At 39.1% G+C, this 14,342-nt stretch carries 14 protein-coding genes; 9 read left to right on the top strand and 5 right to left on the bottom strand.

What is annotated here, in order from left to right; genetic code table 11:
• Positions 1–19: 19 nt before the first annotated feature.
• From AACU25_RS02205 to AACU25_RS02195, 3 genes are all read right to left on the bottom strand, one after another.
• Positions 20–634: a CP12 domain-containing protein gene (locus AACU25_RS02205; protein WP_096573719.1), complete on the bottom strand. Its 615-nt coding sequence runs from the start codon at positions 632–634 to the stop codon at positions 20–22.
• A gap of 154 nt (positions 635–788) precedes the next feature.
• Positions 789–1,304 (bottom strand): DUF3122 domain-containing protein, encoded by a 516-nt coding sequence (locus AACU25_RS02200; RefSeq protein ID WP_096573718.1) that lies wholly within the window; start codon positions 1,302–1,304, stop codon positions 789–791.
• A 134-nt stretch (positions 1,305–1,438) separates the two neighbouring features.
• The gene (locus AACU25_RS02195; RefSeq protein ID WP_096573717.1) at positions 1,439–1,966 is read right to left on the bottom strand and encodes a universal stress protein; all 528 of its coding nucleotides are present in this window, start codon (positions 1,964–1,966) and stop codon (positions 1,439–1,441) included.
• 639 nt (positions 1,967–2,605) lie between these two features.
• Here AACU25_RS02195 and AACU25_RS02190 point away from each other — a divergent pair.
• The 6 genes from AACU25_RS02190 (at position 2,606) to AACU25_RS02165 (ending at position 9,928) form a co-directional block, all read left to right on the top strand.
• Positions 2,606–3,457: a DUF4231 domain-containing protein gene (locus AACU25_RS02190; protein ID WP_096573716.1), complete on the top strand. Its 852-nt coding sequence runs from the start codon at positions 2,606–2,608 to the stop codon at positions 3,455–3,457.
• Positions 3,458–3,896: 439 nt separating this feature from the next.
• Complete coding sequence (locus AACU25_RS02185; RefSeq protein WP_096573715.1) at positions 3,897–5,081, top strand: LeuA family protein; 1,185 nt, start codon at positions 3,897–3,899, stop codon at positions 5,079–5,081.
• A 187-nt stretch (positions 5,082–5,268) separates the two neighbouring features.
• Positions 5,269–6,774, top strand: coding sequence for an MFS transporter (locus AACU25_RS02180; protein ID WP_096573714.1), 1,506 nt, complete (start codon positions 5,269–5,271; stop codon positions 6,772–6,774).
• A gap of 512 nt (positions 6,775–7,286) precedes the next feature.
• Entirely contained in the window at positions 7,287–7,562 is a 276-nt protein-coding gene (locus AACU25_RS02175) for a hypothetical protein (RefSeq protein WP_096573713.1), read from the top strand.
• A gap of 180 nt (positions 7,563–7,742) precedes the next feature.
• Complete coding sequence (locus tag AACU25_RS02170) at positions 7,743–8,543, top strand: peroxiredoxin-like family protein (protein WP_096573712.1); 801 nt, start codon at positions 7,743–7,745, stop codon at positions 8,541–8,543.
• A 1,070-nt stretch (positions 8,544–9,613) separates the two neighbouring features.
• The gene (locus AACU25_RS02165; protein ID WP_096573711.1) at positions 9,614–9,928 is read left to right on the top strand and encodes a hypothetical protein; all 315 of its coding nucleotides are present in this window, start codon (positions 9,614–9,616) and stop codon (positions 9,926–9,928) included.
• A gap of 218 nt (positions 9,929–10,146) precedes the next feature.
• On the opposite strand, the gene menB is transcribed toward AACU25_RS02165, so the two are convergent.
• Positions 10,147–10,980 carry a 1,4-dihydroxy-2-naphthoyl-CoA synthase gene (gene menB, locus AACU25_RS02160; protein WP_096573710.1) on the bottom strand — a complete coding sequence of 278 codons (834 nt, stop codon included), beginning with the start codon at positions 10,978–10,980 and terminating at the stop codon, positions 10,147–10,149.
• An 89-nt stretch (positions 10,981–11,069) separates the two neighbouring features.
• Here menB and AACU25_RS02155 point away from each other — a divergent pair, with 89 nt between their 5' ends.
• From AACU25_RS02155 to AACU25_RS02145, 3 genes are all read left to right on the top strand, one after another.
• Positions 11,070–11,330 carry a DUF4351 domain-containing protein gene (locus AACU25_RS02155; RefSeq protein ID WP_096573709.1) on the top strand — a complete coding sequence of 87 codons (261 nt, stop codon included), beginning with the start codon at positions 11,070–11,072 and terminating at the stop codon, positions 11,328–11,330.
• A 165-nt stretch (positions 11,331–11,495) separates the two neighbouring features.
• Positions 11,496–12,164, top strand: a complete 669-nt coding sequence (locus AACU25_RS02150; RefSeq protein ID WP_096573708.1) for a YaaW family protein — start codon at positions 11,496–11,498, stop codon at positions 12,162–12,164.
• A 115-nt stretch (positions 12,165–12,279) separates the two neighbouring features.
• Entirely contained in the window at positions 12,280–12,552 is a 273-nt protein-coding gene (locus AACU25_RS02145) for a DUF2513 domain-containing protein (RefSeq protein ID WP_096573707.1), read from the top strand.
• Between the two features lie 11 nt (positions 12,553–12,563).
• Here AACU25_RS02145 and menD read toward each other — a convergent pair whose 3' ends face one another.
• Positions 12,564–14,336, bottom strand: a complete 1,773-nt coding sequence (gene menD / locus AACU25_RS02140; protein WP_096573706.1) for a 2-succinyl-5-enolpyruvyl-6-hydroxy-3-cyclohexene-1-carboxylic-acid synthase — start codon at positions 14,334–14,336, stop codon at positions 12,564–12,566.
• Positions 14,337–14,342: the final 6 nt, after the last annotated feature.

Raw genomic sequence — 14,342 nt, 5'->3', positions numbered from 1 at the left:
AATGACAAATGACAAATTATTACATATCATACATTTTGGCTTCTGAAGCCTCTGGATATTCTTCGCAATATTCCTCAAAAGCTGTCTTAGGTGGCTTATGAGCGCGTTGGTGAGATATTTCGGCTTGCATTTCTTCTACAGCATCCCAAGCCGCAGCACATTCTCTTGAGCGAATACCTGTGTCAGCACAAATGATCCTAGCTCTCTTAATTTCTGCTTGCAGCTCTTGTTCCAGTAGCGCTGTTCCAGATTGTTCCAGAAAGTTACTATGAGCCAGAATATCTGTAAGTGAGATAATACCCAGCAGTTCACCTTGGATAACTGGCGCTCTATGTAGATGATACTCAGCAAATAAGCGTGCAACGTATTCTACAGCGAGGTCTGGATTGATAGTAATACAAGGTTTAGACATAATCTCATAAACGCGTATTGCATGAGGATTCTTTCCATAAGCAATCACTTTATAAGTAATATCGCTTTCGCTAACAATACCGTAAGCATCTTGTTCATGGCGACGATCTACAATTAATGCTCGCCAGTCTCTTGCTCTCATTAATTTAACAGCTTCAGCTACTGTTGCCGAACCGCGAATAGTGGCAACATCTTTAGTCATAATATCTGCGGCTTTTAACATAATTTATCTCCCAGAGAATCTTTGAATAACTCTGCAGACAAGGGCGTAAATTTCCAGCACTCAAGAGTTGACTAAGTAACTTTAAAGTTCTTTGAAAATACTGGCATCGCTCTCTGGTCTAACAGCTAATAACTTGATACCTGCTATTTTATAATTAGTTACTAACTACTGATTGCCATTCCTGCACTACTGATGGCGGAACCGAAATATTAATGAAGTGCTGGACAGGCAAAGGAATACCAAGCTGTAGCGGTTCTATGGGCAATTTTGGCAAAATATTTTGGAAATCATACTGACCAATGCTAGGTACTGGTGCTTCCTCTAAAAAAACATCGGGAGCAGTCAAGACCTCACCTGTAGCTTTAGTAATTCGCAGTGGTTGCGGATGAATCAATTCAGCAGAACCCGGAAACCCTACCAGTCGGAGATTGACGCTAGGCGGATGACCTGGATAAATTTGCTTCCACAAGATAACCTGCCAAGTATTTCCCGATTGATCGTCTAATTTAAGATGTGAGCGATAAATTATCTCGCCTGGTACTTGTTCAAATTTAGTAATAGCTGCGATCGCAGTTTGATAGGATTTGATTTCTAAACCTAGGAATATCAACATCGTCAATATCCCCAGCAAAAGCATCCACCAAAATGATTGTAGGAAGCGACGCAACATTAGGTGTATCTCCTTATTCTGCTTGAGGCTCACAAGTTATTTATTTGGGGTTTGGTATTTGGTGTTGGGTGCTTGGTGTTTGTCTTCCCCATTACCAATTACCAATTACCAATTACCTATTCCCAAATCCCCCATCAAGTCACACTCGCCTTTTCTGGAACCACTGTTTCAGCTTGTGAAACATCCGTTAGATGCATAACATGGACAGAGCATGGAGCATGATGCAGGACGTAATTGCTGACGCTACCTAGAAATAGTTCTTTGAGTCCTGCGTGACCACGACGACCCATAACAATTAGATCAGCTCCCCAACTAGTTGCTAATTGACAGATGATCCGACCCGGACTACCAAGGTGCTGGGTATATTCTGCATTTACGCCTGCTGTGTTTGCTTGAGCGCAGAAGGACTGTAGGATTTGAATACCTTGATGTTTAAAGATATCCCATTGCTTTTGATAGTATTCAAAGCTTTGGCTGCCTATTCCTGGATAATAGTCACAATTGGATAGTATAGGTGCGTAAGGGCTACCTTCTTCTTCCGCAGATAGCACATGCACTAGCATTAAACTAGCTCCTGTTACCTTTGCTAAAGCTAAGGCTTGATCAAAAACCTGTTTTCCCATTGGCGAGCGATCCAATGCAACTAGAATTTTGTTGAACATATGTACCTCCGCTTAGAGTTGATAAATGGCCTGTGAGGTTTCTGGTTTCTAGATGCTAGTACTGCTCGCTGCAGGAAATTTACAAGGAGCTAGTGTTTTGATTCCCGTGCTGCTGTACTAGATTGGTAGAAATTTTCAAGTCCTTCACTAAAATCTGATTTACTTGCTTACACCTATGCTTATAGATCTCAAAGTTGAGGAACTTGTGAGGGCACAGCTATAACTGCATCAGGCGATAGTATGCGATTAATATCAGACATTTTTCCTCTCTTCGGCTCGAAATTCAACAATCGGAAGTACTCTCGAGTTCCAACATCATTAAGATATTGCAAATAAGTATTTTTACAATTGTAAAAAGTAAAAAATATCAACAATACTGAGACCTAGATAGTCTTGTAACAGCTTAAATTGTATGAAACATATTAAATAAGTAGTTAAATTAGATACTTTGCTCAGTAACAGGCGAGTGCAATCAGAGACGCTATTGCTCAGTTTTTATGAGATTTAGAGTTCTGTTTATTTTGTTCACCGACTACAGCTAGCGGCGTAAAAGCTGTTTCGCAGAGAACAACACAGCCACAAACCTACTCTTTTTTTGACTACAGCAAATTTACCTCATCACTAATGGAGTACAAAACCATGACTAGTTCTGACATAACTAATTTTGAGCAGAAAACTCACAGGGATATTTCCTATAAGTTAGAAAGCTTTTTCTCTACATCAGGTCGGGAAAGGTTGTTAACTTTGAAGCTGATAGAATATTTCTTACTTGCCGTAGCTGCTGGCTCTGGAATGATTATTTTTTTCGGTCAAAATAATCAAAATCTAGTCATTGCTGGGTCAGTTGGTCTAATTATTGCAATTTTTCTATTTCTAATTAATAGACAGGCTGTTCAAGAATATAGTAATAATACTAACCAATCTGATATCCTCAGAAAAGCTGAACTCTATAATTATTTATCAGCCAATAATAACTCAGGCGATCGCAACTCTGTAACTCCAGCCAGAGCAAAGGCTTTACAGTATTGCCAAACATTGATTGAAGATTATAAAAGAACTCGCACTTTGGCGAGAAACCTTTACTATATTTTGCAAATTGCAACTGTTATTTTATCTGGTGTTACGCCAATTTTAGTACTTGTAGATAAGTTAGAAACTGGACAAGCTTGGCTAAAATGGCTTCCTGTAATCTGTCCCGCTATTGCTTCTATCGTTGCTAGTATTGTGACTTCTTTTCCTTTCCAAAAGAATTGGATTGCTGCTAATACAGCAGTTGAGTTATTAGAAGCTGAACAAGAAAAATTCATTTTGGGCATAACTCAGCCTTATCGCTGTTATGATGCTTCTGATTTTAGTCAACAACAATTGCAAGCCAGCCAAGCTATCGAATACTTTATTGTGCAGGTAAATAATATTCATCTTCAACAGTTGCAACAATCAAATGAACCTCAGCAGTCAGAGAAGACAGAAGCAACTGCATCTAAAGAGTAATCTTAACTAGCAAAAAGTCAAAATTTATCAGTTATCAGTTAACGATAAGAACTGATAACTGATAATTTATTTTGTCAAAGTCTGCTTATATTTAACGAAGCTGGCACTAATTCTGGTAACATCAGTTTAATTAGTGAGTACACACCAGATTTATCCTAGTGCAACATAAAAAATCAATAGCCAGTTGACAAAGTTCGGAAATTCTATAAATTAATCTTTATTCCCGTCTGTATTCATTTACTAGGGTTTTATTTCACGAGTTCTGAAGATTCAATAATTGTGTAGTCAAGAGTTGCTTGCTGAATCTTGAACTACTACAGTTTTGACTATGAAATTATCAGAATTAATGACATAAATACACCAGTTATAAGTATAGACTATTACTAAGTAGCTAATAAAGCTCCATTAGGAAAATTTAATCCCTAAATATATAGGTGATATGATCAAGATTCTGGACTCTACCTTAAGAGAGGGAGAACAAACTCCTGGAGTTTATTTTTCTCCTGAGATCAAGCTGGCGATCGCACAGTTTTTAGATTTAGTAGGGGTTGATATTATTGAAGCTGGCAATCCAGCAGTTGATCGGGAAATTGCTAACGCCATAACAAAAATTTCTCATGCTGGCATTAAGGCGAAAATAGGCGCTCATTCCCTTTGCAGCATTGAGAATGTTAACAAATGCTTAGATTGTGGTATTGACTTTTTAGGTATTGTTTTTAGTGTTTCGGAAAAAAGGCTGCAACTTGACTACAATTTAAATTTGGCAGCAGCGCTAGATAAAATTGTGGAAGTTATTAGCTATGCTAGAAAGCAGCAAGATAATTTATTAATTCGGTATACACCAGAAGATACTGTTCGCTCAAAAATAGAGAATGTGATTGAGGCTGCTAGTGCCGCAGTCCAGGCTGGAGCTAATATCATCAGCATAGCAGATACGGCAGGATACACAACACCATTTCTGCCAAATCGCAGTATTTCTTATTATGTAAAAACTCTTAAATCTGAACTAGCTAAACGTGAATTATATCCACAAATAGAAGTGCATTGTCATAATGATAGAGGTTTAGCGTTAGCAAATGCCTTAGATGCTTATAGTGCTAATGCAGATATTATTGATGTCACGGTGATGGGTTTAGGTGAGCGAACTGGCATCGTTGATTTAGCGCAATTACTTATAAATTTAATAGATATAGGCGAGGAAAATACCAAGTGGGATCTCAAATATTTAAAAGATTTATATGAGTTAGTTAGCGAACATTCACATATTGCTATTCCTCCCCATCAACCTATATTAGGAAAAAATGCCTTTACTCATTATGCGGGGTTGCATGTAAAAGCTGTATCTAAAGACGAGGAACTTTATCAAAGCCTCAATCCAGAAATTTTAGGATTAAAAAGTAGCGTAGCATTAGGTACGCAGTCGGGACGTAGTGCCATTAAACAAGCAATTCAGCAAATTGGTAGAGCCGAATTAGCAGAAAATCCTGATTTGGTAGCAAAGATTTTGCAAGAAATTAAAGAAATTGCTAAAAGAGGTACACCTATTGATGTAGAAAAAGAACTACCAGCAATTGTAGATCGTTGTGCCTTGAGCGAGCTAATTACTAATTGGATTGGCAAATAGCTGTTATAGCCATAGATTTACTTAGCTGAGTATTAACAGCTTTAGCTCATATATATCTATTGACAGACTAACAAAACTGAGCATAATTGCTAGCAAAACCTCACTGGTAAATGCTGGAAATGATGAAGTAGTAAAATATGAAATTCAACCTTGAATATAGTTTGGATAATTTTTTGAGCTAGAGAACATGCTAGTAAGGTCAAAAAGCCAGGAAGAAGAATTACATGAGCTAGGGCAAGACACAAAAGCATCTAAAAAATGGTGGGCGACGCTAGGCATTGGCATTGGCGTATTTATCTTTGCCTTAGATGTATATATAGTTAACCTGGCCCTGCCAAGTATGCTGGAATCACTCCACACCAGCTTTGCCACCATTCAATGGGTGGTTTTAAGTTATTTATTGGCGATCGCTATTTTTGTGATGAGTGCCGCAAAATTAGGCGATATGTGGAGCAAGAAGCGACTATATATTATTGGGCTAGTAGTGTTTACCCTCAGCTCGCTATTTTGTGGACTAGCGCCTAACGTAGGTGTTTTAATTGCCTTTCGTGCACTTCAGGGGTTAGGCGCTGCTTTTATATCGGGGCTGGGAACAGCGATGATTGTGGAAGTGTTTCCCCCCGAAGAACGCGGATTAGGGCTAGGTATTAGGGCAGGAATTTTCGGGTTAGGAATTATGTTAGGCCCCACAGCTGGGGGGTTGCTGATTGGTTTAGGGGGTTGGCCCTTAATCTTTTTAGTCAATGTTCCCATTGGAATTGTCGGCATTTTGCTGGTAGCGCGTTTAGTGCCTCCTTCTAAAGTTGGTGTTGTAAAACAGCGCTTCGATGCCATTGGCACGCTAATTCTCACCCTAACATTAACCTGCTTTACATTCGGGATTACTTTATTACAAAGAGAAGGTTTTAACTCTCATACAGCTATCACTTTTTTAGTTTTATCGGTCATCAGTTTAGCTTGCTTTTTAATTGTGGAAGCCCATATATTAGAGCCGATGTTAGATTTGCGAATTTTTCGCTCTCTAGAAATTAGCTTGGGTTTAGCACTACGTTTTATCGGCAATTTTGTGATGGCAGGGGCAATATTTATCTTGCCGTTTTTTCTAGAATTAGTGCAGCATTACTCCACAGAAAAAACAAGTTTATTACTAGCAATTCCACCGATTCTCATAGTTTTTACAGCACCGATTGCTGGCATACTTTCTGACCGCTTTGGCCCAAGAATTATTAGCTTAATCGGTCTAATATTAATGGCTGGTGGTTGTTTGCTAATTAGCAATTTTGATGCAGAATTAACTGTACCCGATTATATTGTGGGTATTATTCCCTATGGGTTAGGAGTAGGAATGTTTCAATCGCCTAACAATAGCGCCATTATGGGAGCTGCACCCAAAGGACAATTAGGCATTACCTCTGGATTGTTGTCATTATCGCGGATATTGGGACAGACAGCAGGTGTACCGCTTGTTGGTGCTTTGTTTTCCTTAGTGGCGATCGCTAGTAACCAACTCACACCCAACATCGATGTCACCCATGCACCTGTGGAGGCTTTAGTTTTTGGCACACAGGCTACCTTTCGCGTCATTGCAGCTTTGTTGATGGCTTCAACCGTGATGGCAGTTGGTTTGTGGTGGCTGGAACAAAAAAAGGTCAACTCCTTTGGGGAATTAAAAATTCGTTTGGGCAAATTCTAATGTCAATCTTTTTGCAAGATTCAAAATTGAAAATTTAAAATCAACCAAATTAATACCTTTTTTATTAAAGCTTTAGGGTGAGTAATTCTCACCCTATTTTTGTGTATATTTCTACGCATTATATTGACCTTAATATCAGCAATTCAGTGATTTCTGGATTTAGCTGCTTGCCTAATTATTGAAATTTTCAGGTTTTTATATCAGTTATCAAAAAGTGACAGATGGCTAGGAGGGGCACGGCATATACAATCTTTGGGTATATTCCGTTATCTTACTGGTGCCGTGCCCCTACATAGAATTTATCTGTCGCCAACATTATTGAAATTGGTATTACCTCTTTGCACATCATATCAAAAAGACACGAATAATGTAGTATATGTATGCCGTTCAATATACTCATATATGCATATATTTTAAGGTCATTATCTCAGCATTTAGATGCATGAAAAAGAATTTATCCTAATGTTTAAATGCTAGTAAAAGATAGCGTTTACAGTACAAATTAGGAATTTATGGAAAATACATTAGTTGATAAAACCTTCCGTGATAGCAATGGCAATATTGTGATAGCTCAAAAGCCAAACTTACCATTAACTGTCTGGATAGTGACAGGTTTACTATCTTTTCTGTTGACAAGCGACCCAATCAATACAGTATTAAATGTCGTGGCTAATGGCGCATCTTTTACTTGGGCTTGGCTAGAATTATTTCAAGGTGTGAATTATTTTCGTAGAGCATTAGGTCTTGTAGTATTAATTGGTATTATTGCTTGGCAAATTTACTATTGATTGTAAGTAAAGCGGTGCAATTAGAGATAGCTGCTAATCGCTGTCATTAGGTGCAGATGCGTTACGCTATCGCTAACGCATCCTACGTGAGCTTCAAAAATCAAATATGAGTTCTATAGACGAAAATTATCATTAATTAGACTAAAATTTTGATGACTAAATAGCAGTTGATTTCCTTGAATGAATCCCTACAACATTTTTCATCAGACCGAACTTCAGCGTGTTAGTGATGGCATAACCAGACCCCTGCTAGAAAATTGCGATCGCGCCTCATATATCCTTATTTTAGTCTGGCCACAACTTGGGGATTTTGATAGCCTTGAATATGCGTGGTGGTTACAGCGTGAAGCTAAAAAATGGCCTCCTGAAAAACTCGCTATTCGTGCAGTGGGAATTGGCGATCGCGCTTCTGGAACAAAATTCTGTGAATATACGGGATTTCCACCCCAACATTTATTTGTTGAACCAAACGCAGAACTACACAAGCAACTCAAACTTTATTCTGGGCTGACTCTTGGTTTACCTGGACTTTCGGTGACTCTTAAAGCTTGGCTAAATCTCATATTAATGTGTGCAGGGTTTGGCAGCCCAGGAACCCTAAGAGAAGTTTTTCGCGGATACAAAGGCGATCGCCAAGCCCCGCAACTGATTGAAGATGATGAAATTATTCAAGGTACTCCTCTACCTGCTTTGAAAGGCTCATTTTTCAAACTAGCTGGCGGTAGTGGGTTTCAACGTCCCTTTGAATTAGCTACTCTCCGACTGCGGAATATGGTGGAAGTTCTCAGCAATTGGCAAACTTACGTACCTAATTCTGCCTACTTAACTCAGCGCGGTGGAACTTTTCTGTTTGATAGCAAAGGCGAGTTACTCTACGAACATCGAGATCCAGGTATTTTGGGGTTTGCAGCAAATATGAGTCAACCTTTATCATTTTTATCTGCGATCGCAACAGATAGCTTGACTTCAACCCAGAACTGATACACAGATGGGGAAAAGGTTAAAGGGTAAGGGTTAAAGGTTTTTTCTTTCCCTTTTCCCATTCCCCTTTTTCCCCTTAACCGGCAAGTATTGGCTGAGGATTTTTAAAAAAAGACTTGAAGACAAGAGTAAAGAAGTTTATTATGGGCTGCAAACTATAGTAATTACTCACCCATTTTTTAATAACTATATAGATGTGAGCCTATCTAAGCCCCGACTATATATAGGTTCTAATTTTCCTAATTTCTATTTGGATGGCGATCGCTTAATTTTTCTTTACATATTTCTGTGTGATTTGCTTGGAAATTGGGCTTAATAAAATTGATTCAAATATATAGAAGCGCTTTAAAGTCCAGTTTTTTTCGTTAAGAATCTCTCTTTGAGTGGTTGCAGCAAAAGGAAACTAATGCAGAGCAATTGATCAAAATTTTAAAATACTCCAAATTCCAACTACTATGACCTACTCGCGGGAAATTTTATTTTTAATTTAGAACTCACATCTAAAGTCATTGCTAAATTAACTATTGAGAGTTTTCTTGATATGCTTGAGGCTCTAAAATTTGCCATAGTAAATTTAACTTGACGCTCTTTTGATTTGACTTTAAACGAACTCAGCCATAAAAAAAGCATAACTGTCAAAACTACTGGCTGACTATCTTATTAAATCGAATAGATGCTGACTGATTTTGCAGCTATTTACCCAAATAGTTCTAGTTTTTGCCGGACTAGAAACTTTGGAGTCGAATTATGCCCAAAGGATGAGGAATAGCAAGACACATCTATCTTAAATCCTATACCTTAAGGATGAAGTGAAAGGATGGCTAAAATTTATCCTTTTAATTTTAGCGTTGATCCCCAATGGTTTTTTGTCAAAATTTACCATGTCTACACTCTAACGATCATGTAAATATATAACAAAATTATAAAAATATCCTGAAATTAATTTTTTACTTGGGATCGCTAAAACCTATACACCATAATCACTTATGGCATTAATCAGGTTTTCTATATAGAAGGAAAATATAAACAAATAAATTTAGACCGCAATATTAAATAAAAGAAGCACTCACATGAAACCTAATAAATTTTTGACATCTGCTTGTAGATATTGCCGCCATTACAATCCCGAAGGTCGCCGTGGGGGAATGTGTCAGCAGTTAGGCGCACCAGTTCAAGGAAGCTGGAAAGCTTGTTCTTTAGCACTACCACCGTTTGCACCTTCTTGGGAAACTTTAGAAGATGCTTGGAGTCTACCAGATGCTACCCCAGTTGTAGTTCCATGTGGAAATTTACCTTCAGAGGTGGAACTTACTAAAGTTATTCCGGTTGAGGAAACTGTTATCTGTACTGCTGAACAAGCCAGAACAGAGACGGTACTAATTTAGCCATCTTTTAACCATGTTCTAGTCATCTATATATTCCCCAACTAATACCAATTTTGGATTTTATATGTAGGATTGGTGAGACTGAATAGTTAAACCAATTTGGTATAAGTTTGTATTCTGTTTGAAATTAAGATTTGCCTTTAAAATTTTTAGTCTTGTAACAATCGATTAATTTTTAGAAAAATCGCACCTTATGAAAAGGTGCGATTTTTAAGTTTTTATGGTAACCAAGGGAAATCGCGAAAATTTGGGGGACGCTTTTCTAAAAATGCTTGTTTACCCTCAGAACCCTCTTCTGTCATGTAATACAGAAGCGTGGCATTGCCAGCAAGTTCTTGTAAACCTGCTTGTCCATCACAATCAGCGTTAAATGCTGACTTGAGACAGCGGATAGCGATGGGGCTTTTTTCTAAGACTTCTTGCGCCCATTGAATCCCTTCAGCTTCTAATTGTTCTACTGGGACAACGGTATTTACTAAACCCATTTCTAGGGCTTGTTGGGCATCATATTGACGACAGAGAAACCAAATTTCTCGGGCTTTTTTTTGCCCAACGATGCGGGCGAGGTAGCTAGCGCCGAACCCACCATCAAAGCTGCCGACTTTGGGGCCTGTTTGCCCAAAAATGGCATTATCAGCAGCAATTGTCAGGTCACAAATTAAATGTAAGACATGGCCACCACCGATCGCATACCCTGCTACTAAGGCAATTACCACTTTTGGCATGGAACGAATCAGGCGTTGTAAATCCAGCACATTCAGGCGAGGGACACCAGTATCATCTACATAACCCGCGTGTCCCCGGACGCTTTGATCTCCACCCGCGCAAAAAGCATACTTGCCATCAGTATGTGGCCCTGCTCCTGTAAATAAAACTACGCCAATAGTTGTATCTTCGCGGGCATCGCAGAAAGCATCATACAGTTCAAAGACTGTTTTGGGGCGGAAAGCATTACGTTTATGGGGACGATTGATGGTGATTTTGGCAATACCATCCGTTTTTTGATACAGAATATCTTCGTAGGTTTTGGCAGTTTGCCAGTTAACTTGCATTGCTATGGAGTCGGCTATTGTGCTTGAGAATTTTATCGCAGACCAAGGGACAAGCGATCGCTAAAATTCGTCTTTAAAAGTTTTCTACCTTGAGCCGAAAGGATATTGAAGTAACACGGCGGCTGAATTCAGAGAAAGAACCACAAGCTATTCGGGATGCGAAAGAAATAGAAGCGCGATCGCTAATCCTCAAACTATTAAACCGCCGATTGGGTAATATTCCAGATGTGCTGTTGTCTCAAATTCAGGCTTTATCGCTGGAACAGTTGGAAGCTGTAGGGGAAGCGTTGTTAGATTTTTCTACTCTTGCGGATTTGGAAAGGTGGTTACAAGGTCAAGTAAGAGGGTAAATATCAAGCAAAGGTACAAAGAAGAACGCAAGAGTTGGCTATATAGCGATTTTTAGTTGAGTAAAGTCTATCCCTAATGTAAGCTTTGCTAAATCCATTTTGATATAGAAACAATACTTCTGGGAAGACTATTAGCAGGATTGCTTTTCTCAGAGGTTTAAAAATATGGATGACCTTAAATATTTACTGAATCGTGCCTCATTTGAGGAAAGGAAAGCATTGGCAGATATTCTTAAGGCATCAAAACCAACAGCCGATTCTATCGTTGATCGGCTATGTGAGAAGAGTCAAGATGCTGTCAGTTATGTATTTAATGAAATATTTGATGATCAACCAAGCTATCAAAAAATAGTTAGGCGCGCTGCTAAGAAGTTAAAAATCAAATGTGAAAAATATGAACCTGCTAGTGAAATGGAGGTCAAAATCGCACAGAAGGTAATGGCAACAATGTTGGAGAAAATGACACCAGAACAGAAGCGAGAAATGGAACAACAGTTACGAGAAACAGCATCACAATTTGATAAAGGAACAGAATTATTAGGAAGTACTAGTATTTTTCTTGCTTTAACAGGTGCTAAATTGTCTGGTTTTGGTATCTACTTACTAGCTTCAACAACATTGGGTACACTTACCGGAGTAATAGGGGTTACTTTACCTTTTGTTGTTTACACAACAATGTCAAGCGCTATAGCTGTCATTATCGGGCCAGTTGGCTGGATAGGTGCAGGATTATTTACAATATGGCAGTTGACAGAACCTAGTTATAAAAGAGTTATTCCAGCTATTCTTTTTATTTGCGCTCTAAGAGCAAGATTGAATGGTGGTTTTGCTTAATCGCTTTCAGAAAGATTTGCTGAAAAACTGGCTGCGCTATAGTAGTAGAAAACAGCCTATGTACTCTAGCTGTCCAGAAATTCAAATTTAGTTTTATTAATCACACTAAATTAGTATGAAGCGTGACTTGAAATTAGTGAAAACTATACTATCGCTTATTGAAAGTTCTAAAACAGAAGGTCTTTTATATGACCCAGTTAAATATCCTTATCTTGAATTAGGCGAAGAATACAACAAAAATTTAGTAGACTATCATCTCGCAATTATGGAGGAAGCTGGACTGATATCTATCAAATACCAAACACCTAAAAATGAAATTCGACTAACTTGGCAGGGGCATGATTACCTAGAGCATCTGAAATATGAAAGTCAAGATGATGAAAGCTAAAGATAATAAATCTACGGGATTATTATTGCAATATCTGCTGCAAAATTTTTCAAATTCTCTTGTCGCCACTTGGCATCATTTTTACGATTTGTCCGCAACTCTAAAACCCTAATTCCTGTATCTGGAAGCGGGTTTAATCTTTGCTGCAAATGCGACCAAGAAGTAATTAATTCATGCTCTACACCATAGGTAGCGCACAGTTGGGCAAAATCAATATCCTGAGGAGTGCCAAAAAACTCTTCAAATGGTGGGTCGAATTTGGCAATGGGTAGCATTTCAAAAATTCCGCCGCCATTGTTGTTAATTAACAGAATCGTCAGATGTCCGACAAATTTATTACGGATTAAAAAACCGTTGGTGTCATGCAACAAGGCTAAATCCCCTGTTAGCATCACACTGCTGTGATGACGATGGGCCATTCCTAAAGCCGTGGATAATGTACCATCGATACCATTTGCACCTCGGTTAAAATGCGATCGCACTCCTAAATTATTCGGTTTCCAGAAGAATTCGACATCGCGCACAGGCATACTGTTGGCGATAAATAACGGCGTTTCTGGCGGTAAAATTTGTGAAAGCAACCAAGCGGCTTTACCTTCAAAAAAATCTTCCATTTTCGCCAAGGTTTGATCAACAGCCTCCCTGACTTGCGTTTCTGCTTGACACCAAAGTTGCAAGTAATTAGGGAGAGAAGCGAAAGATTTTTCCCCTTTGTCTTCTTCCCTTGTCCCCAAATCCTCAATACTCATCCGCAAATGAATTGTCCTTCCATGCAGAGGGTCAAGGTTTTGGTCGCTGGGGTCAATTACCCAACGTTGCGGTTGTATACTAGTTATCCAATTACGCAGTTCTTTACTTGTAGGCATTTCTCCTACTTGAATTACCATTTGTGGTGCTAGCTGTTTTGCGAGTTGGGGATTTCGCAAAATCTGGTCGTAGGTAGAAATTAAATAGAGGTTGAGGTCGGCGTAATTTCTGAGTGGGGAGAGTCCCTCGGCTAAGACGGGCCATTTCAGAGTTTGGGAAAGTTGGGCGATCGCTCTACAATACTCCTGTGGTTGGTTTGGTTGAGCAACACCTGCAATAATAATTCCGCGATCGCATTGTTGCCATTCTGAGGGGATGGGGAATGGTGAATGGGGAATGGGGAATGGGATGGAGTTTATGACGGCTGTGAAAAATTCTTCTGGGTGAAACTGTGATTCTAAGTAGCTGAAATCAGTTCCATCGGGAATGGGTGCTAGGGGGTCACGCAGAGGAATATTCAGATGTACTGGCCCCTGGCTAGGAATTTGTGATTTTTCCCAAGCATGGATGATTGTTTGTCGTAGATAAGCTAGCATTCCCATGTGTGGGGAAGGTAAAGCTAACTCTGTTTGCCAATTTGGATAAGTGCCATATAATTTCACCTGATCTATCGTTTGACCAGAATGACAATCTCGCAGTTCTGGCGGTCTATCGGCAGTTAATATCAGCAATGGTACGCGGCTTTCTTTGGCTTCAATAATCGCCGGATAAAAGTTAGCCCCAGCTGTACCAGATGTACATACCAGTACTACAGGCTTACCACTGGCTTTAGCTTGTCCCAACGCAAAAAAAGCAGCAGACCGTTCATCTAAAATTGAAATTGCTTCAATATCAGGCTTCTGTTGGGCAAAGGCGACTGCTAGCGGTGTAGAACGTGAACCTGGACAAATAACTGCACAAGTCAACCCCAGGCGCTTTAGCGTCTCCGTCAAGATATAAGCCCAAAGTTGATTAACATTTTTACAGGCGTTCGACATTCAAGC

Source organism: Tolypothrix tenuis PCC 7101, from assembly GCF_963874875.1.
In the GTDB taxonomy this organism is placed as follows: Bacteria; Cyanobacteriota; Cyanobacteriia; order Cyanobacteriales; family Nostocaceae; genus Aulosira; species Aulosira tenue.
This window is presented reverse-complemented; position numbering and strand designations above follow the sequence as displayed.

Coding starts and splice junctions, on each gene's coding strand:
- AACU25_RS02170 (WP_096573712.1), top strand. CDS start 7,743: ATGAATCCCTACAACATTTTTCATCAGACCGAACTTCAGCGTGTTAGT.
- AACU25_RS02185 (WP_096573715.1), top strand. CDS start 3,897: ATGATCAAGATTCTGGACTCTACCTTAAGAGAGGGAGAACAAACTCCT.
- AACU25_RS02165 (WP_096573711.1), top strand. CDS start 9,614: ATGAAACCTAATAAATTTTTGACATCTGCTTGTAGATATTGCCGCCAT.
- menD (WP_096573706.1), bottom strand. CDS start 14,336: ATGTCGAACGCCTGTAAAAATGTTAATCAACTTTGGGCTTATATCTTG.
- AACU25_RS02205 (WP_096573719.1), bottom strand. CDS start 634: ATGTTAAAAGCCGCAGATATTATGACTAAAGATGTTGCCACTATTCGC.
- AACU25_RS02200 (WP_096573718.1), bottom strand. CDS start 1,304: ATGTTGCGTCGCTTCCTACAATCATTTTGGTGGATGCTTTTGCTGGGG.
- AACU25_RS02175 (WP_096573713.1), top strand. CDS start 7,287: ATGGAAAATACATTAGTTGATAAAACCTTCCGTGATAGCAATGGCAAT.
- menB (WP_096573710.1), bottom strand. CDS start 10,980: ATGCAAGTTAACTGGCAAACTGCCAAAACCTACGAAGATATTCTGTAT.
- AACU25_RS02150 (WP_096573708.1), top strand. CDS start 11,496: ATGGATGACCTTAAATATTTACTGAATCGTGCCTCATTTGAGGAAAGG.
- AACU25_RS02180 (WP_096573714.1), top strand. CDS start 5,269: ATGCTAGTAAGGTCAAAAAGCCAGGAAGAAGAATTACATGAGCTAGGG.
- AACU25_RS02195 (WP_096573717.1), bottom strand. CDS start 1,966: ATGTTCAACAAAATTCTAGTTGCATTGGATCGCTCGCCAATGGGAAAA.
- AACU25_RS02190 (WP_096573716.1), top strand. CDS start 2,606: ATGACTAGTTCTGACATAACTAATTTTGAGCAGAAAACTCACAGGGAT.
- AACU25_RS02145 (WP_096573707.1), top strand. CDS start 12,280: ATGAAGCGTGACTTGAAATTAGTGAAAACTATACTATCGCTTATTGAA.